Raw genomic sequence first — 17,844 nt, 5'->3', positions numbered from 1 at the left:
ATTTCGCACCTCCTGACGAAACTTCACCAAATCCCCACCGAGCCCGCGCCCACCCCGTACGCTGATTCCGGTACCGGTGGGGGTCGGCACCTCGGCCCTTCCGGGCACCCGGGAGGTGAGCGGCGCAGGAGCGCCCGGACGGCGGCGGCGGGACCGGCGCGCCGTCCCGGACGCGGGCCGGAGCTGAGCAGGGGGGAAGTGACGATGGGGCGGATCCGCGTCCTGGTGGTCGACGACCACCGGATCTTCGCCGAGGCGCTGGCCGCGGCACTCGCCGCCGAGCCCGATGTCGAGGTCGGTGCGGCGGGCAGCGCGGCCGCCGCGGAGCGGGCGCTGGAGCGTGCCGCCGCCGAGGGCCGGGTGTTCGACGTGGTCCTGGTCGACGCCGACCTCGGGGTGGCGGAGGCCGCGGCCGCCCGCAAGCCCCGCCAGGCGGGCGCCGAACCGCCCGACGCCGTCCGCCGCCGACCGCCGGCGGCGGTGCCCCCGCCCCGTCGGCCGGCGGTGGCCCAGGCCGTCGGACCGCCCGCGACGGCCGTCCTGCCCGGGGCCGCGGGTCCGCCCGGGGCCGTCGTCCGCCATCCGGCCGACCGTCGCCCGGCCGCTCACCCGGCCGGGCCGCTCACGGCGGAACCGCATCCGACGGCGCCGGTGATCCCGGTGGCCGCCCCGGCGGTCCCGGCGGCCGTCCCGGCCGCCGGCCAGATTCCCGACGGCATCACCCTGCTGGCCCGGATCCGCCGCCACCATCCCGGCCTGCGGGCGATCGTCCTGGCCACCGCCGACGACCCGCACCGGGCCGCCCGCGCCCTGCACGCGGGCGCCACCGGCTGGGTGGCCAAGGAGAGTTCGCTGGCCCGGCTGCTGGCGGTGATCCGGGGGGTCCTGCGGGACGAGACCCATCTGCCGCCCGCGCTGCTGACCGGCGTGATCCGCGAACTCACCACCGCCCGCCGGGACCGCACCGAGAGCGAACGGCTGGTCGACACCCTCACCCCGCGGGAGAAGCAGATCCTGCGCTGCATGGTCGCGGGCCTCGGCCGTCAGGCCGTCGCCGAGCGGCTCTACCTCTCCCCGCACACCGTTCGTACGCACATGCAGAACGTCCTCGGCAAGCTCGGGGTGCACTCCACCCTGGCCGCCGTCGCGGTGGCCCGCCGGGCGGGCGTCAGCCCGTCCGAGCTCGCGGCTCCCGCTGTTCCGCCGTCCGTCGCCACGACCACCTCTCCCGGCCCCGGCTGATCCGTCCGTCCGTCACCCCAGCACCACCGGTTCGGCTCCGTCAGGTCAGGGAATTCCGGAGGACAGATGTCGCCGCACAGTACTTCCGCACGCCCGCACCCGACGCCGCAGGGCGCCGACGGGGGCCCGGACAAGAACGCGAACGCAACCGCGGGTGTCCCGGGCGGCGGCCCGGAGTCGCCGGAGGGCGCGCCGGGGCCGTCGGCCGTCGGCCGCGCCGCGCCGCCCAAGGGGATGCGCACCCTGGTGGTCGGCGCCGGGGCGGCCGGGACCGCGCTGGTGCGCGACCTCGGCCGCGCCCCGGAGTTCGGCCTCGACCCGATCGGCCTGCTGGACGACGACCCGGCCAAGGCCGGGCAGTCGGTGGACACCGTGCCGGTCCTCGGCACGCTCGCCGATCTGACCGCGCTCGCGGTCGAGCACCGCGCCCAGGTCGTGGCACTGGCGATCCCCGGGCTCGCCCCGCAGCGGGTCCGGGCGCTGGCCACCGCGGCCGCGGCGGCCGGGGCGGCCGTCCGCTACCTGCCCTCCTTCCTCGCCGCGCTGCGCCGCGAGGTGGTCGGTTCGGACATGCGCAGCCTGGACGTCAACCGGCTGATCGGCCGGCACGAGGTGCATGTGGTCTCCGCCGACGTCCGGGACGTGATCGAGGGCCGACGGGTGCTGGTGACCGGCGCGGGCGGCTCGATCGGCAGCGAACTCTGCCGCCAGGTGCACGCGTTCAACCCGAGCGCGCTCTACATGCTGGACCACGACGAGTCCAATCTGCACCGGCTCCAGCTGGAGATCTGGGGCGAGGCGCTGCTCACCGACGACTCGCTGGTGATCGCCGACATCCGGGACCGGCCGCGGATCCAGCAGATCTTCCGGGACCTGGAGCCCGAGGTGGTCTTCCACGCCGCGGCCCACAAGCACCTGCCGCTGCTGGAGCGCCACCCCAGCGAGGCGGTGAAGTCCAATGTGCTCGGCACCGACCACCTGGTGGAGGCGGCGCTGGCCACCGGCGTCGAGCGGTTCGTGCTGATCTCCACCGACAAGGCGGCCGATCCGACCTCGGTGCTCGGCGCCAGCAAGCGGCTGGCCGAGCTGATCGTCCAGGCCAATGCCAGGGACGCCCGCAACCTGGGCACCGGGGTGTTCTCCGCGGTGCGGTTCGGCAATGTGCTGGGTTCGCGCGGTTCGCTGCTCTCGGTCCTGGCCGAACAGCTGCGCAGCGGCGGGCCGGTGACCGTCACCCACCCCGACGTCACCCGGTTCTTCATGACCATCGAGGAGGCGGTCGGCCTGGTGCTGGAGTCGGGCCGGATGGCGCGCGGCGGCGAGGTGTTCGTGCTGGACATGGGCGAGCCGGTGCGGATCGTCGACCTGGTGCACAACTTCGCCGAGCAGGTGCAGCTGGCCCGGGACGAGGTGGAGATCCGCTACACCGGGCTGCGGGCCGGGGAGAAGCTCAACGAGGCGCTGTTCTCGGAGGACGAGGAGCGGCTGGCGACCGAGCACGCCCGGATCTACGCCACCGTCGCGGACACCGCGGGCGGGCCGGAGGACCTGGCCGGCGGGCTGACCGGGCTGTACGGGGCGGCGGCGGTGAACAGCGACGACGAGGTGCGCCGCCGGCTGGCCGAGCTGCTGCCGGGCTACCGCACGCCGGAGCCCGCGCCCGCCCCGGTGCCGGCGCTCAGCACGCCCTATCCGGACGGTTTCTGACCGGCCGGGCGTCCGGCCGTACGGGGCCCGACCCGACGCCGTCCGGCCGGGACGGGGCGGCTCAGGGGATGTTGTCGAAGGGTGCGACCAGCTGCCGGAGCAGTCCGGCGAGCTCGCCCTGCTGGGTGGAGGTCAGCTGGGCGAGCAGTTCGCGCTCGTGGGCGAGCAGCCCGGCGAGGGCCTGGTCGGCGCGGTCGCGCCCGTCGTCGGTGAGCCGGACCAGGACGCCGCGCCGGTCGTCGGGGTCGGGCAGCCGCTTGACCAGGCCCTTGCCGGTGAGCCGGTCGATCCGGTTGGTCATGGTGCCGGAGGTGACCAGGGTCTGGGTGAGCAGCTGGCCGGGGGAGAGCTGGTACGGGGAGCCGGCCCGGCGCAGTGCGGTCAGGACGTCGAACTCCCAGGGCTCCAGCCCGTGCTCGGCGAAGGCGGTGCGGCGGGCGCGGTCGAGGTGGCGGGCGAGCCGGCTGACCCGGCTGAGCACTTCGAGCGGTTCCACGTCGAGGTCGGGGCGCTCTCTGCGCCATGCCGCGACCAGTCGATCGACCTCGTCCTCCATGGCGATCAGTGTATCGGGGGTTGTGTCGATGTGAAGTCTCTTGACATCGAGAAATCCAGCCTGAAAGCTGGGGATATATCTTGATGTCGAGATACTTGCGAGGCCGATCATGAGCTCCCCCGTCTGGGACCCGCGCCAGTACCTGCGCTTCGCCGACGAACGGACCCGCCCGCTGCGCGATCTGCTCGCCCGCGTCCCCGCCCTCCCGCACGAACCGGCGGCCACCGTCCTGGACATCGGCTGCGGGCCCGGCAACTCCACCGCCGTCCTGCGCGAGCGCTGGCCCGGGGCCCGGATCACCGGGATCGACAACTCCGCCGAGATGCTCGACGCCGCCCGCGGCGGGGGCGAACCTGGCGCGGACTACCTGCTCGCCGACGCCGCCGACTACGACCCGGCCGGGGCGGCGCCCGACGCGATCGTCTCCAACGCGACGCTCCAGTGGATCCCCGGGCACCTCGGGCTGCTGCCGCGCTGGGCCGGGGCGCTCCGGACCGGCGGGGTGGTCGCCTTCCAGGTGCCCGGCAACTTCGACGCGCCCAGCCATCTGCTCCTCGCCGAGCTGCGCCGGTCCCCCCGCTGGCGGGGTCTGCTCGGCGCGGACGCCGTCCGGGCCGGCGTCCACGAGCCCGGGGTCTACCTGGACGCGCTCGCCCGGGCCGGCTGCGCCGCCGACGTCTGGGAGACCACCTACAGCACCCTGCTCACCGGGCCGGACCCGGTGCTGGAGTGGGTCAAGGGCACCGCCCTGCGCCCGGTCCTGACCCGGCTGACCGACGGGGCCGAACGGTCCGCGTTCCTCGCCGAGTACGGGGCACTGCTGCGCGAGGCCTACCCGGCCGGGCCGCACGGCACGGTCTTCCCGTTCCGGCGGATCTTCGCCGTCGGGGTGAAGCGGGCCTGACCGTCGCGGCGGAGCGGGGCCGACTGTCGGGGGCGAGGCCCGACCGTCGGGGCGGAGCGGGTCCGGCCCCGGGGGGAGCGGGGCGGAGCGGGCCTGACCCCGGACGGTGTCCGGGGCGGGGCCTCAGGCCTTGCGGTCGCCGACCAGCTTGGGGTGCCGCTCCATCCCCTCCAGGCCGTGCCAGGCCAGGTTCACCAGATGGGCGGCCACCTCGGCCTTGTCCGGCTTGCGCACCTCCAGCCACCACTGGCCGGTCAGCGCGACCATGCCCACCAGCATCTGCGAGTACATCGGCGCCAGCCGCGCGTCGAAGCCCCGGGCCTTGAACTCCAGTCCGAGGATGTCCTCGACCTGGGTGGCGATGTCGCTGATCAGGGAGGCGAAGGTGCCCGTCGACTGGGCGACCGGGGAGTCCCGGACCAGGATCCGGAAGCCGTCCGTCGAGGTGTCGATGTAGTCCATCAGCGCGAACGCCGCCTGCTCGAGCAGCTCGCGCGAGTGCCCCCCGGTCAGCGCCCCCGTCACCATGTCCAGCAGCAGCTGCATCTCGCGGTCGACGACCACGGCGTACAGCCCCTCCTTGCCGCCGAAGTGCTCGTACACCACCGGCTTGGACACCCCGGCCCGCTCGGCGATCTCCTCCACCGAGGTGCCGTCGTAGCCTCGCTCGGCGAACACCGTGCGCCCGATCTCCAGCAGCTGCTCCCGGCGCTGCTTGCCGGTCATCCGCACCCGGCCGCCCCGCCGGCGCGGTGCCGACGCAGCGCCGTCCGCCCCGGCGGTGGCACGCGGACGGTTCTGCGCCTGGCCGGGCGCGGCGTCCGTCCGCGTGCTCTGGTGGCCGCCTGTGCTGTCTGCGCTGCTCCCGTTCACCCCTACATCATGCTGCAGGTGCGCCCTCATGCGGCGCGGCGGGCGGCGATCCGCTGCGCGTCCGGCCAGCGGACGTCCCGGACCCAGCCCGCCAGCTCGAACCAGCGGATCAGCCGGGCCGAGGAGTCGATCTGACCGCGCAGGACGCCGTGCCGGGCCGAGGTGGGGTCGGCGTGGTGCAGGTTGTGCCAGGACTCGCCGCAGGAGAGCACGGCCAGCCACCAGACGTTCCCGGAGCGGTCCCGGGAGCGGAACGGCCGGCTGCCGAGCGCGTGGCAGATCGAGTTGATCGACCAGGTGACGTGGTGCAGCAGCGCCACCCGGACCAGCGAACCCCAGAAGAAGGCGGACAGCGCCCCCTGCCAGGAGAGCGTGACCAGCCCGCCGACCAGCGGCGGCAGCAGCATCGACACGGTGGTCCAGAGCCAGAACAGCCGGGAGATCCGCCTTATGGCCGGGTCGGCGATCAGGTCGGGCGCGTACTTGAGCTGCGGGGTCTGCTCCTCGTCGAAGAGCCAGCCCATGTGCGCCCACCACAGGCCCTTGAGCAGGGCGGGGACGGTCTCGCCGTAGCGCCAGGGCGAGTGCGGGTCGCCGTCCTTGTCGCTGAACCGGTGGTGCTTGCGGTGGTCCGCCACCCAGCGCACCAGCGGGCCCTCGATCGCCAGCGAGCCGGCCACCGCGAGGGCGAGCCGCACCGGCCGGTTGGCCTTGAAGGCGCCGTGGGTGAAGTAGCGGTGGTAGCCGACGGTGATGCCGTGGCAGGTGAGGAAGTACATGACGGTGGCGATCGCGAGATCGGTCCAGCCGAGGCCCCACCCCCAGGCCACCGGGACGGCGGCGACCAGGGCGGCGAAGGGAACGGCGATGAACAGCCCCAGCGCGATCCGCTCGGCGGCGCCCTGCCGCTCCCCGCCACGGGTGGCGGAGAGCAGCTGCGGGTCGGTGCCGTCGGCCGGGGCGCTCGCGGCGTCGGCGGGTGCGGCCGGGGCCGGTACGGAGTGGTCGGGAGTGTCGGGTCCGGGAGGTGAGGTGTCGAGGGGGCGCGCGGAATCGGCGTGCGCCTCGCCGGCCTGGATGGTCATGGGCGTCCCTTGAAGGGGGGAGAGGACGGAGGCTACGTATGCGTAACCTACGGAATCGTAGGTTGCTCGCCGCCATCGAGGGAATACGCCGCCGGGCGGCGCTTGAGTGAATTCACCCGACTGGATGGATGACCGGCCGCGGGCGGGAGGCCCCCCGGGGGAGAGCCGTGAGGAGGTAGATGTGACGGCCCATACCCCGTAGTCTTGGCGCAGCGCGCCCCCCGGTGACGGGAGCGGACGCGCCGGTCCCGGATCGTCTAAGGGCAGGACAGCTGGTTTTGGTCCAGCTTATGGGGGTTCGAATCCTCCTCCGGGAGCCATCTGCGGGCCGGTCGGCCCGGCCCGGTTCGTGGCGGCTCCGTGACGACTCCCGGGGCCGGGAGGTCGGACATTCTCCGCGCACTATCCTCGAAGCCGCCGGGTCGCCGACGTGCGGGTCCCGTCCCCGGCTGCTCTGCCCTCCCCGTGTAACCGAATGAGGAGCCTCCCCCCGTGAGTGCCAATTCGCCTGCCGCCGTTGTCGTGCTCGCCGCCGGTGGCGGGACCAGGATGAAGTCGAACCGTCTGCCGAAGGTGCTGCACGAGGTGTGCGGGCGCTCGCTGGTCGGCCACGCGGTCGCGGCGGCGGAGGAACTGACGCCCGGGCAGCTGGTCGTGGTGATCGGGCACATGCGGGAGAAGGTGGCCGAGCACCTGTCGGCGCATCACCCGGGTGCCCGTGCCGTGGTGCAGGCCGAGCAGAACGGCACCGGCCACGCCGTGCGCACCGCCCTGGAGGCGCTGGCGGCCGACGGGATCGAGCTCGACGGCACCGTGATCGTCACCACCGGGGACGCCCCGCTGCTGACCGGCGGGACGCTGCGCGCGCTGGCCGGGGCGCACGCCGAGCAGGGCAACGGCGTCACCGTGCTCACCGCCGTGGTGCCGGAGCCGTTCGGCTACGGGCGGATCCTGCGCGACGAGGCGGACGGCGCGGTCGCCGCGATCGTCGAGGAGAAGGACGCCTCGGACGCCCAGCGGGCGATCGACGAGATCAACTCCGGGGTCTTCGCCTTCGACGCCAAGCTGCTGGTGGGCGCGCTCGCCGAGGTCACCACGGACAACGCGCAGGGCGAGGAGTACCTGACCGACACCCTGGAGATCCTGCGCCGGGCCGGCCACCGGGTGGGCGCCGTGGTCGCCGCGGACTACCGGGACATCCTGGGCATCAACGACCGGGTCCAGCTGGCGCACGCCCGCCGGCTGCTGAACGACCGGCTGTTGGAGCGGGCGATGCGGGCCGGCGTGACCGTGGTGGACCCGGCGACCACCTGGTTCGACGTCCAGGTCTCCTACGAGCCGGACGCGGTGGTGCTGCCCAACACCCAGCTGCAGGGCACGACCCACCTGGGCGAGGGCTGCGAGGTGGGCCCGAACTCCACTCTCAAGGACACCCGGATCGGCGCCGGCGCCCGTGTGAGCAACACCACCGCGGACGGGGCCGAGGTCGGCGAGCTCGCCACCGCCGGCCCCTACGCCTACCTGCGCCCGGGCGCCCGGCTGGCCCGCAAGGCCAAGGTCGGCACCTATGTCGAGGTGAAGAACTCGGAGCTCGGCGAGGGCGCCAAGGTGCCGCACCTCTCCTACATCGGCGACGCCACCATCGGCGAGGGCACCAACGTCGGCGCGGCCTCGGTCACCGTCAACTACGACGGCGTCAACAAGCACCGCACGGTGATCGGCGCGCACTGCCGGACCGGCTCCGACAACATGTTCATCGCCCCGGTGACCATCGGCGACGGCGCCTACACCGCGGCCGGTTCGGTGATCACGAACGACGTGCCGGCCGGCGGCCTCGGGGTCGGCCGGGCGCAGCAGCGGAACATCCCCGGCTGGGTGGAGCGCAAGCGCCCCGGCACCACGTCGGCGCAGGCCGCGGCGGCCGCCGCGGAGGTCGTGCCGGAGGTCTGAGCGGGCGGGCGGTGGGCCGGCGGACGGTCCCGGGGCGGACGGTTCGGGCGCGGGCGCGTAACCTTGGGGTCATACGTGCGCCATAGGGCTTACCGCCCGTGTCCCGGCGTACCGACCATTCCCCCGACCCCACTCGCCGGCTGGCGGAAGCCTGCCCGCGGTGCGGACGGGACCGGTGTCAGCAACGCGAGGAGACGGTGGCAGTGAGCGGGATCACGACGTCGGGCGAGAAGAAACTGAAGCTCTTCTCCGGCCGTGCCCACCCGGAGCTGGCGAGGGAGGTGGCCGCGTCGCTGGGGACCGAACTGGTTCCGACCAAGGCCCTGGACTTCGCCAACGGTGAGATCTACGTCCGCTTCCTGGAGTCGGCGCGCGGCGCCGACTGCTTCGTGATGCAGAGTCACACGGCTCCGATCAACCAGTGGATCATGGAGCAGCTGATCATGATCGATGCTCTGAAGCGGGCCTCCGCCCGGAGCATCACCGCGATCCTGCCGTTCTACGGGTACGCCCGTCAGGACAAGAAGCACCTGGGCCGCGAGCCCATCTCGGCCCGGCTGGTGGCCGACCTGCTGCGCCAGGCCGGGGCCGACCGGCTGATGGCCGTGGACCTGCACACCGCGCAGATCCAGGGCTTCTTCGAGGGTCCGGTGGACCACCTGTTCGCGCTGCCGCTGCTGGCCGACTACGTGGGCGAGCGGGTCGACCGCTCCAAGCTCACCGTGGTCTCGCCGGACGCCGGCCGGGTGAAGGTGGCCGACCAGTGGTGCGACCGGCTGGACGCCCCGCTGGCGATCATCCACAAGCGCCGGGACATCACCCAGGCCAACACCATCCTGTCGGCCGAGGTCGTCGGTGACGTCCAGGACCGGGTCTGCGTCCTGGTGGACGACATGATCGACACCGCCGGCACGATCTGCGCCGCCGCCGACGCGCTGTTCGAGAACGGCGCCGCGGACGTCCTGGTCGCCGCCACCCACGGGGTGCTCTCCGGCCCGGCCGCGGACCGGCTGAAGAACTCCCGGGTCAGCGAGTTCGTGTTCACCAACACCCTGCCGACCCCGGCCTCGCTGCAGCTGGACAAGATCACCACGCTGTCGATCGCCCCGTCCATCGCGGCCGCGATCCGCGAGGTGTTCGAGGAGGGTTCGGTCACGAGCCTCTTCGAGGGCGTGCACTGATTCCGGGCCCCAGGGCGGCGCCCCCGGTCCCTCCGGGGCCGGGGGCGCCGCCGATTTCGCGAGAGGCCGCGGTAGCGGTTAGACTCGTGAAACTGCTCGGCGAGGGATGCCGTGTGCCCGCTTCGCGGGTGCCCGATCCGTGATCGACGCGCTGCCGGCTCCGGTCACCCGGGCTTCCGGCAGAGTCGTTGCGCCGCCGAGTGACCCCCGTTATGAGGGTGTGGTCCCGGCGGTTTTTCGCGTTGCCTGCACCCCCGCGCCAGCTTTCACGAGGAGTGCAGTCGTGTCCGAGATCCGCCTTGCCGCCGAGTCCCGCAACGAGTTCGGCAAGGGTGCCGCCCGTCGCGCCCGCCGCGCCGGCTTCGTCCCCGGTGTCGTCTACGGTCACGGCCACGCGCCGGTTCACCTGAACCTGCCCAGCCACGACCTGATGATGGCCCTGAAGACCCCGAACGCCCTGCTGGTCGTGCCGATCGACGGCAAGGACGAGTACGTGCTGCCGAAGGCCGTCCAGCGCGAGGCCATCAAGCGCACCATCGAGCACGTCGACCTCCTGCTGGTGAAGCGCGGCGAGAAGGTCACCGTCGAGATCCCGGTGCACACCGAGGGCGAGCTGGCCCCGGGCGGCAACCTGCTGGAGCACGTCCTGCAGGCCCTCCCGATCGAGGCCGAGGCCACCCACCTGCCCGAGGCCGTCACCGTCTCGGTCGAGGGCCTGGAGGCCGGTGCCGCCATCCACGCCAAGGACATCGTCCTGCCGGCCGGCGTCACCCTGGCCGTCGACGCCGACGCCGTCGTGCTGCAGGTCATCGCCGCCCAGGCCGCCCCGGTCGAGGACGAGGCCGCCGAGGCCGAGGCCGGCGCCGAGGCCTGAGCCTCCCGCACAGCCTGACACCGCTGCCCCGGCCGCTCCTCTGGAGCGGCCGGGGCAGCGGCGTGTCCGGGATGATGACGATGGACATGACCACGAGGAGCGGTGGCCCGGTGTGCGGGCGCGGCGAGCGGACGGTCGAGAGGCGCGCGCGGGCGGATGCCCTCGCCGAGCGGAGCGGGACGGGCACATGAGCGACGAGACGTACGAAGGCCCCTGGCTGGTGGTGGGTCTGGGCAACCCCGGGGAGCAGTACGCCCGGAACCGGCACAACATCGGCTTCATGGTGGTCGACCTGCTGGCCGAGCGGATGGGCGCCAGGTTCAAGGCCCACAAGAGCCGGGCCCAGGTCGCCGAGGGACGACTGGCGGGCCGACGGGTGGTGCTGGCCAAGCCGATGTCGTTCATGAACCTCTCGGGCGGCCCGGTCACCGCGCTGCGCGACTTCTACAAGGTGCCGGCCTCCGCGCTGGTCGCCGTCCACGACGAGCTGGACATCGACTACGCGGCCCTGCGGCTGAAGACCGGCGGCGGTGACAACGGCCACAACGGGCTGAAGTCGATCACCAAGTCGCTCGGCCCCGACTACCACCGGGTGCGGTGCGGGATCGGCCGGCCGCCGGGCCGGATGGAGGTCGCCGACTTCGTGCTCAAGGACTTCTCCAGCACCGAGCGCAAGGAGCTGGACTGGTTCGTGGACCGCTCGGCCGACGCGGTGGAGGCCCTGCTCACCGAGGGGCTGGAGCGGGCCCAGTCCACGTACAACTCCTGATCCACCGTCAAGGATGCGTGCGCCGGGGGGTGGGTGGCGGTCCGCCCGCACAACAGTCGTGCAACTTCTGGCCGTCCAAACCTGAACAGGTGTGAGAATCCGGGACGCATCGGATAGCGTGCGGAACAGTACGCGAACGGGGTCTGGGGAGTTCTCGATGCGGAGTTTGCGGCCGGTCCGGCGGTTTCGGCGGATCCGGGTGGTACGGCTGAGGAAGCTCGGACGGCGGGTGGGCAAGGCCGGTGCGCTGGGCACCGCGGGCGCGCTCGGCGCCGCCGGGGTGCTGCTGGGCGGGGCCGGTCCGGCCCACGCCGACCCGGTGTCCGAACCCGGACCGGGTGTGGTGTCCCCGGAGCCGGTTTCGGCGCAGCTCGACCTCGATCTCGATCTCGGCCCCGTGCTCGGCGGCCCGGTCGGCGGTGACGCGGGCCTGCTGGCCGTCGGCGGCGGGCTGGTCGTGGCGGCGGGCGGTGCGGCCCTGTGGATCCGGCGCCACCGTGCGGGAGACGCCGGGGAGTAGCGCACCGGGGCGCGGGGCGCCGGAAGTGGGACACGGTCCGCGGGGGCCGGGAGCCGGGACGACCGGATCCCGGCCCCTGCGGCATTTTCCGCGCGGCGTGTCACCCGTTTCCGCCCCGCCGTGCGTCCTGTTGGCATGAAGCGGGAATCGATGCGGTCGGGGGGCCTTGCCGAGGGCACCCGGCAGGACGCGTTCGACGAGTTCGTCTCGGCGCGGTACCAGGCCCTGCTCCGCGGCGCGTTCCTGATCACCGGGGACGTCCACGACGCCCGGGACCTGCTGCACGACGCCCTGTCCCGGGTGTACGTGCGGCGCGGGGCGCTCCGCGACCCGGGCGCGGCCGAGGGCTACGTCCGCCGGACGATGGTCCGCACCCATGTGTCGCGCTGGCGGCGGACCCGACGGGAAGTGCTGACACCCCTGCTGCCGGACGCCCCGGCGGCCGCGGTGGACCCGCGGGACGAGGAACTCGAGTCCGCGTTGCGGTCGCTGCCGCCCCGTCAGCGCGCGGCGGTGGTGCTCCGGTACTACGCCGACCTGTCGGTGGCCCAGGTGGCCGAGGAGCTCGGCTGCTCCCCGGCGACGGCCAAGACGCATCTGGCTCGGGCGATGAGGACGCTCCGGCAGGAGCTGGCACCGGTGAGGGAGATGGTGGGTCATGACGGCCGATGACACGGGCAGGGAACCGGACGCCGGGGAGCGGTCGGGACGGGACGGGTCGGAACGGGACCGGTTCGAGCACGAGCTGGTCGTCCGGCTCGGGGCACGGGCGGGCGGTGTGGGCGGCCCGGACGGTGGCCCGCCGCTGGCCGAGGTGCGGCGGGCCGGACGGCGCCGGGCCCGGCGCCGGCTGGTGGTGCGGTCGGGGACGGCGGCCGCGGTGCTGGCCCTGGGCACCGGGATGGTGGCGCAGTTCGGCGGCCCGGCCGACGGCGCCGGGGCGGTGGGGCCGGTGGGGCTGCGGCCGACCGGCGGCGGTGCGACGGAGCCGGCGACGGGCGTCGTGTCGCCGTTCCCGTCCCGCCCGTCCCGGCTGCCCACCCTGCCGCCGACGTTCGGCTCGTCCTCGTCCTCGTCCTCGTCCTCGGGGCCGGACTACCGGGGGGTGCCGTCGATCTGTCCGGAGGGTCCGGCCTCGCTGCGGCTGCTCCGCTGGGCGGACATGACGACGACGACGCCCTCGAACTGGTCGCCGCCGCCTCCCCGGTCCACCCCGCCGACCAGGTCGCCGGACCCCTCGTCGAGCACCAGCGGGGGCCAGACCAACCGCCATGTGGTGGACGTGCAGTCCGAGATCAGGACGCTCATGGCGGCGGACTACCCGGACCAGTACTTCGGGACCTGCGTCGACCTCCTGACGAACGAGCTGTGGGTCCTGCGCGTCCCCGGGGGCGACCTCGACCAGAAGGTGCCGGCCGCCGTGCCGCACCTGGGTGTGGCCCTCCACTTCGCGGACGTGCCGGCCTCGCGCCGGCACTACCTGGAACTGACGATCCGGATCAAGGACACCGATCGGGACTACTGGGCGGCCAGGGGGGTGACCGTCCGGGAGGTCAGGCTCGCCGAGGACGGCACCGGGGTGTCCGTGCTCACCGACCAGGCCGACGCCGCGCGGGCCGGGATGCTGGACCGGTACGGCGCCGAGGTCATCGAGGTACGGCCGGTCGGCTGACCGCCGGAACGGGACAGGGCCCCGCGGCGCGTGCACACGCGCCGCGGGGCCCTGCGGTGTCCCCGGGGACCGGTCAGCCGGTGTTGCGCAGACCGGCGGCGATGCCGTTGACGGTCAGCAGCAGCGCGCGGGCGCGCAGCGGGTCCTCCTGGCGGCCGGTGGCGACCTCCTCGCGCTGCCGGCGCAGCAGCGCGACCTGGAGGTAGGAGATCGGGTCGAGGTAGGCGTCGCGGACCGCGAAGGTCTGCTTGAGCACCGGGTTGTGCTCCAGCAGCTCGCTCTCCCCGGTCAGCCGCAGCACCTCGCGCAGGGTGAGGTCGTGCTCGGCCTGGATCTGCTCGAAGACGTGCTGCAGCTCGGCGGGCACCAGCTGCTCGACGTAGTGGCGGGCGATCCGCAGGTCCGTCTTGGCCAGCGTCATCGCGACGTTGGAGAGGAAGTTGCGGAAGAAGTGCCACTGTCCGTACATCTCGTCCAGCACGTCGCCCAGGCCCGCCTCGCGGGCGGCGGCCAGGCCGGCGCCGACGCCGTACCAGCCGGGGACGATCTGGCGGGACTGGGTCCAGCCGAACACCCACGGGATGGCCCGCAGGCCGTCCAGGCCGGCGCCCGAGTCGGGGCGGCGGGACGGGCGGGAGCCCAGGTGCAGCGAGGCGAGCTGGTCGACCGGGGTGGCGGCGAAGAAGTACTTCGGCAGGTCCTCCTGCTCGACCAGGGCCCGGTAGGAGGTGTGCGCGGCCTCGGAGACCCGGTCCATCGCGGCGTCCCAGCGGGCCAGCTCCTCGGGGGCCTGGCGCGGGGCGGTGTGCAGCGCGGAGGCGGCCAGCGTGGCGGAGATGGTGAGTTCGAGGTTCTCCCGGGCCAGCGAGGGCAGCAGGTACTTGTCGGAGATGACCTCGCCCTGCTCGGTCACCTTGATCTCGCCCTCCAGGGTGCCCCAGGGCTGGGCCAGGATGGCCTCGTGCGAGGGGCCGCCGCCGCGGCCGACGGTGCCGCCCCGGCCGTGGAAGAGCCGCAGCCGGATGCCGTACCGGTGGGCGACGTCGCGCAGTCGGCGCTGGGCGCGGTGGATCTCCCACTGGGAGGTGGTGATGCCGCCGAACTTGGAGGAGTCCGAGTAGCCGAGCATGACCTCCTGGACGTCCCCGCGCAGCGAGACGAGCAGCCGGTAGGAGGGGTCGGACAGCATCTCGTCGAGGATCCGGTCGGCCTGCTGGAGCTCGTCGGTGGTCTCCAGCAGCGGCACGATGCCGATCTTGGCGATCCCGGCGTGCAGGTCGATCAGGCCGGCCTCGCGGGCCAGCACGGTGGCGGCGAAGACGTCGTCGGCGCCCTGGCACATCGAGATGATGTAGGACTCGACGATCTCGTCGCCGAACCGGTCGAAGCCCTCGCGGATGGTGGTGAAGACACCGAGGGTCTTGGCGCCGGCCGGGTCCAGCGGGGCCGGGGTGGGGGCGAGCGGGCGGCGCGAGCGCAGCTCCTTGGCGAGCAGCCGCTGGCGGTACTCGCGCGGCATGTCGGCGTAGCGCCAGGCCTCCTCGCCGAGCCGGTCGAAGAGCTGGCCGAGCGCGTGGTGGTGCGCCTCGGCGTGCTCGCGGACGTCCATGGTGGCGAGCTGCAGGCCGAACGCCTCGACGGTGCGGATGGCGCGGGCGAGCCGGCCGTCGGCGATCAGCCCGCCGCGGTGGGCGCGCAGCGAGTCCTGGATCAGCCGCAGGTCGGCGACGAGCTCGCGGGTGCCGAGGTAGTCGCGGCCCACGACGTGCGGGGTGCCGCCGGCCAGCCGCTCGCGGGTGTTCTCCAGCTTGAGCCGGATGCAGGTGGCCTTGAGCCGGTACGGCTCCTCGGCGTTCATCCGCTTGTAGCGGGGGCTCAGCTCGGGCAGCAGCGCGAGGTCGGCGTTGAGCGAGGCGAGCAGCTCGGGGGAGGCGCCGGCCAGCCGCTCCGAGGTGGAGAGGGTGCTGCGCAGGTCGTCGACGGCGGCGAGGGCGTCCTTGATGCCGTACTCGTGCTGGAGGTTGAGGACGTCCCAGGTGACCTGCGGGGTGACGTTGGGGTTGCCGTCGCGGTCGCCGCCGATCCAGGTGCCGAAGGTCAGCGGGCGGACGCCCTCGGGCAGCTCCAGGCCGACCCGGGCGAGCTCCTCCTGGAGCTCCTCCAGGACCTGCGGGACGGCGTCGCGGTAGAGCTCGTCCAGGTAGTAGACGGCGTTGCGGGCCTCGTCGGTGGGCTCGGGGCGGGCGATGCGCAGCTCGTCGGTCTGCCACAGCAGGTCGATCACCTCGGCGAGGCGGCGGTCGGCCTGGCGGCGGGCGGAGGAGGTGCGGGCCGGGTCGGCGTGGGAGAGGCCGGCGGCGAGTTCCTCGCGGTGGATGCGGTCGAGCAGCTCGCCGATCCGGCGGAGCTTGTTCAGGACGCTGCGGCGGGCGGCCTCGGTCGGGTGCGCGGTGAAGACCGGGCGGACGGCGAGGTGGGCCAGGGTGTCCCGGAGGTGCTTGGGGTCGGCCTCGGCCAGCTGGTCGGCGGTCTGCGCGAGCAGCGAGCCCTCGCGGGCGCGGCGGGTGGCGAACTCGCGGCCGCGGTGCACCTGCTCGGTGACGTTGGCGAGGTGGAAGTAGGTGGAGAAGGCCCGGACCAGCTTGGCGGCGGTGTCCAGGTCGATGTCGGAGAGCAGTTCGGCAGTGGCCTCGCCGTTGGTGCGGCTGAGCAGTCGGACCTGTTCGACCAGGCCGAGCAGCTGGGGGCCTTCCTGGCGGACCAGGGTCTCGCCGAGCAGGTCGCCGAGGCGACGGATGTCCGCGCGCAGCGCGGCGTTGTCGGCGTCGACGGGGGTCGGGCTGTCCGCCGGGCTGGGGACCGGAGCGGTCACGGCTGGCTCCCTCGGGGTGGTGGGGTGTTCGGCAACGGCTCATCGTCACAGGGCCGTCCCGCGTGTGGCGGGTGTGACGCGTGCGGACCGCGCTGTCCGACGCGACCAGCATAGGTGTCGGGAGGAGCGCTGTCCGCGAAGTGGCCGGATGGCGGACAGCCATGCCCCGGGACCGTATGTGGTCTGGACCACTTGCGGTCGGGGCGGGGGCGCCGGGAGGCGGCGGGGGGCGCGTTCCGGGGGCGGTCGGGCGGGGCGTCGGGGTGCCGCCGCGGGGCGTGTCCGGCCGCGACCCGGTGGGGCCGCGGCGGGGGCGCGCCGTAGTCTGTGGGGCATGAGCAAGTCGCCTGGGGAGCGCGCGCGGGGCCGGTCGTCCTTCTTGTGGTGGCCGAGGCGGCGCAGCGCCCTCCTGGACGCGGGACTCGCCGCGGTGGCGGCGCTGGAGTGCACGGCCAGCTCGGTCGTGTACATCGGCGGCCGGATCCACCTCAACCTGGTGGCCGAGATCGGGATCGCGCTGTTCGGGGCGATGGTGGGCGCCAGTCTGGTGGTCCGCCGGCGCTGGCCCGCGGTGCCGGTGGTGGTGGCGCTGATCGTGATGCCCGGGGTGCCCGGCATGGTGCTGCTGCTGGTGGCGCTGTACACACTGGCCGCGACCTGGGAGTGGCCCTCGCGCCGCCGGCGGGTGGTGGCGCTCTCCGCGCTCGCCTACGCCGAGACCGTCGGGGTGATCCTGCTCTCGATGGTCGACCCCGGCGATCCGACGATCGAGCAGCCGCCGTTCTGGGGCCAGCTGGTGCTGGCGCTGCTGGTGGCCGCCGGTGCGACCGTGGCCCCGGTGGTGACCGGGCTGTACGTCGGGGCGCGGCGGCGGCTGATCGAGTCGCTGAAGGACCGCGCGCACGGCCTGGAGACCGAGCTGGACCTGCTGGCCGAGCAGGCCAGGGAGCGCGCCCGCCGGGCCCGGCTGGAGGAGCGCACCCGGATCGCCCGGGAGATGCACGACGTGGTCGCGCACCGGGTCTCGCTGATGGTGGTGCACGCCGGGGCGCTGGAGCGGATCGTGGCCAAGGACCCGGAGCGGGCGGCGCAGAGCGCCAAGCTGATGGGCGAGGTCGGCCGGCAGGCGCTGAACGAGCTGCGGGAGATCCTCGGTGTGCTGAGGATGTCCGAGGAGAGCGCGGTCGAACCGGACTCGCTGGCCGCGCTGCCGCGGCTGGTGGACCAGTCCAGGGCGGCCGGCATGGCCGTCACCCTGACGGTCAGCGGCAGCCGGCAGGAGTTCACCGGTGAGGCCGAGCAGACCGCCTACCGGGTGGTGCAGGAGGGGCTGACCAACGCGCACAAGCACGCGGGCGGGGCCGAGGTGTCGGTGCTGCTCGCGTACGCGCCGAACGGCGTGCGGGTCAGCGTGGTGAACGCCTGCCCCGGCGGCGAGCGGAGCGCGGCCGCGCTGCCCAGCGGCGGCAACGGCCTGGTCGGCATGCGCGAGCGGGTGGTGGCGCTCGGGGGCACCTTCTCGGCGGGGCCGGAGCGGGACGGCGGCTTCCGGGTGGAGGCGGTCCTGCCGTCCCGGCTGGCGGTCCGCCAGGACCGCCTGGTCTAGGGATCGGGGGCGTCCCCGCCGGGGCCGGTCGGA

General features: G+C 73.9%; 15 protein-coding genes and 1 tRNA gene. 12 read left to right on the top strand and 4 right to left on the bottom strand.

Annotated features, from left to right (window positions below; genetic code table 11):
• Positions 1-204 precede the first annotated feature (204 nt).
• Both ACIPYS_RS32160 and ACIPYS_RS32155 read left to right on the top strand, forming a co-directional pair.
• On the top strand, positions 205-1,242 hold the full coding sequence (locus tag ACIPYS_RS32160; protein ID WP_400752810.1) for a LuxR C-terminal-related transcriptional regulator: 1,038 nt from the start codon (positions 205-207) through the stop codon (positions 1,240-1,242).
• A 66-nt stretch (positions 1,243-1,308) separates the two neighbouring features.
• On the top strand, positions 1,309-2,949 hold the full coding sequence (locus ACIPYS_RS32155) for a polysaccharide biosynthesis protein (protein ID WP_400752808.1): 1,641 nt from the start codon (positions 1,309-1,311) through the stop codon (positions 2,947-2,949).
• 61 nt (positions 2,950-3,010) lie between these two features.
• On the opposite strand, the gene ACIPYS_RS32150 is transcribed toward ACIPYS_RS32155, so the two are convergent.
• Positions 3,011-3,505, bottom strand: a complete 495-nt coding sequence (locus ACIPYS_RS32150) for a MarR family winged helix-turn-helix transcriptional regulator (RefSeq protein WP_030398043.1) — start codon at positions 3,503-3,505, stop codon at positions 3,011-3,013.
• 109 nt (positions 3,506-3,614) lie between these two features.
• On the opposite strand from ACIPYS_RS32150, the gene ACIPYS_RS32145 reads away from it, so the two are divergent.
• Positions 3,615-4,409, top strand: a complete 795-nt coding sequence (locus ACIPYS_RS32145; RefSeq protein ID WP_400752805.1) for a methyltransferase domain-containing protein — start codon at positions 3,615-3,617, stop codon at positions 4,407-4,409.
• Positions 4,410-4,532: 123 nt separating this feature from the next.
• On the opposite strand, the gene ACIPYS_RS32140 is transcribed toward ACIPYS_RS32145, so the two are convergent.
• Together ACIPYS_RS32140 and ACIPYS_RS32135 are read right to left on the bottom strand one after the other, a co-directional pair.
• The gene (locus ACIPYS_RS32140; RefSeq protein ID WP_030398041.1) at positions 4,533-5,135 is read right to left on the bottom strand and encodes a TetR/AcrR family transcriptional regulator; all 603 of its coding nucleotides are present in this window, start codon (positions 5,133-5,135) and stop codon (positions 4,533-4,535) included.
• A 173-nt stretch (positions 5,136-5,308) separates the two neighbouring features.
• On the bottom strand, positions 5,309-6,367 hold the full coding sequence (locus ACIPYS_RS32135; protein WP_093860789.1) for an acyl-CoA desaturase: 1,059 nt from the start codon (positions 6,365-6,367) through the stop codon (positions 5,309-5,311).
• A gap of 246 nt (positions 6,368-6,613) precedes the next feature.
• On the opposite strand from ACIPYS_RS32135, the gene ACIPYS_RS32130 reads away from it, so the two are divergent.
• The 8 genes from ACIPYS_RS32130 (at position 6,614) to ACIPYS_RS32095 (ending at position 13,333) form a co-directional block, all read left to right on the top strand.
• Positions 6,614-6,687, top strand: a tRNA-Gln gene (locus ACIPYS_RS32130).
• A 172-nt stretch (positions 6,688-6,859) separates the two neighbouring features.
• A complete protein-coding gene (glmU, locus tag ACIPYS_RS32125; RefSeq protein ID WP_093860788.1) occupies positions 6,860-8,317 on the top strand; it encodes a bifunctional UDP-N-acetylglucosamine diphosphorylase/glucosamine-1-phosphate N-acetyltransferase GlmU in 1,458 nt (485 codons plus the stop codon).
• 203 nt (positions 8,318-8,520) lie between these two features.
• A complete protein-coding gene (locus ACIPYS_RS32120; RefSeq protein WP_030398038.1) occupies positions 8,521-9,498 on the top strand; it encodes a ribose-phosphate diphosphokinase in 978 nt (325 codons plus the stop codon).
• A 283-nt stretch (positions 9,499-9,781) separates the two neighbouring features.
• Positions 9,782-10,372, top strand: coding sequence for a 50S ribosomal protein L25/general stress protein Ctc (locus ACIPYS_RS32115; RefSeq protein WP_093860787.1), 591 nt, complete (start codon positions 9,782-9,784; stop codon positions 10,370-10,372).
• Between the two features lie 187 nt (positions 10,373-10,559).
• Positions 10,560-11,141 (top strand): aminoacyl-tRNA hydrolase, encoded by a 582-nt coding sequence (pth, locus tag ACIPYS_RS32110; protein WP_093860786.1) that lies wholly within the window; start codon positions 10,560-10,562, stop codon positions 11,139-11,141.
• Between the two features lie 229 nt (positions 11,142-11,370).
• Entirely contained in the window at positions 11,371-11,661 is a 291-nt protein-coding gene (locus ACIPYS_RS32105) for a hypothetical protein (protein ID WP_093860785.1), read from the top strand.
• Positions 11,662-11,796: 135 nt separating this feature from the next.
• Positions 11,797-12,333 carry a SigE family RNA polymerase sigma factor gene (locus ACIPYS_RS32100; RefSeq protein ID WP_400752797.1) on the top strand — a complete coding sequence of 179 codons (537 nt, stop codon included), beginning with the start codon at positions 11,797-11,799 and terminating at the stop codon, positions 12,331-12,333.
• Positions 12,320-13,333 (top strand): hypothetical protein, encoded by a 1,014-nt coding sequence (locus tag ACIPYS_RS32095; RefSeq protein ID WP_400752794.1) that lies wholly within the window; start codon positions 12,320-12,322, stop codon positions 13,331-13,333. The genes ACIPYS_RS32100 and ACIPYS_RS32095 overlap by 14 nt, the downstream gene beginning before the upstream one ends.
• A gap of 73 nt (positions 13,334-13,406) precedes the next feature.
• On the opposite strand, the gene ppc is transcribed toward ACIPYS_RS32095, so the two are convergent.
• Positions 13,407-16,205, bottom strand: a complete 2,799-nt coding sequence (gene ppc / locus ACIPYS_RS32090; RefSeq protein WP_093860782.1) for a phosphoenolpyruvate carboxylase — start codon at positions 16,203-16,205, stop codon at positions 13,407-13,409.
• 334 nt (positions 16,206-16,539) lie between these two features.
• Here ppc and ACIPYS_RS32085 point away from each other — a divergent pair, with 334 nt between their 5' ends.
• Positions 16,540-17,811 carry a histidine kinase gene (locus tag ACIPYS_RS32085; protein WP_400752790.1) on the top strand — a complete coding sequence of 424 codons (1,272 nt, stop codon included), beginning with the start codon at positions 16,540-16,542 and terminating at the stop codon, positions 17,809-17,811.
• The last annotated feature ends 33 nt before the right edge of the window (positions 17,812-17,844 follow it).

This window comes from Kitasatospora sp. NPDC089913 (genome assembly GCF_044748625.1).
Lineage (GTDB): Bacteria > Actinomycetota > Actinomycetes > Streptomycetales > Streptomycetaceae > Kitasatospora.
Note: the sequence above shows the minus strand (reverse complement) of the source record. Positions and strands in the feature narration are given on the sequence as shown.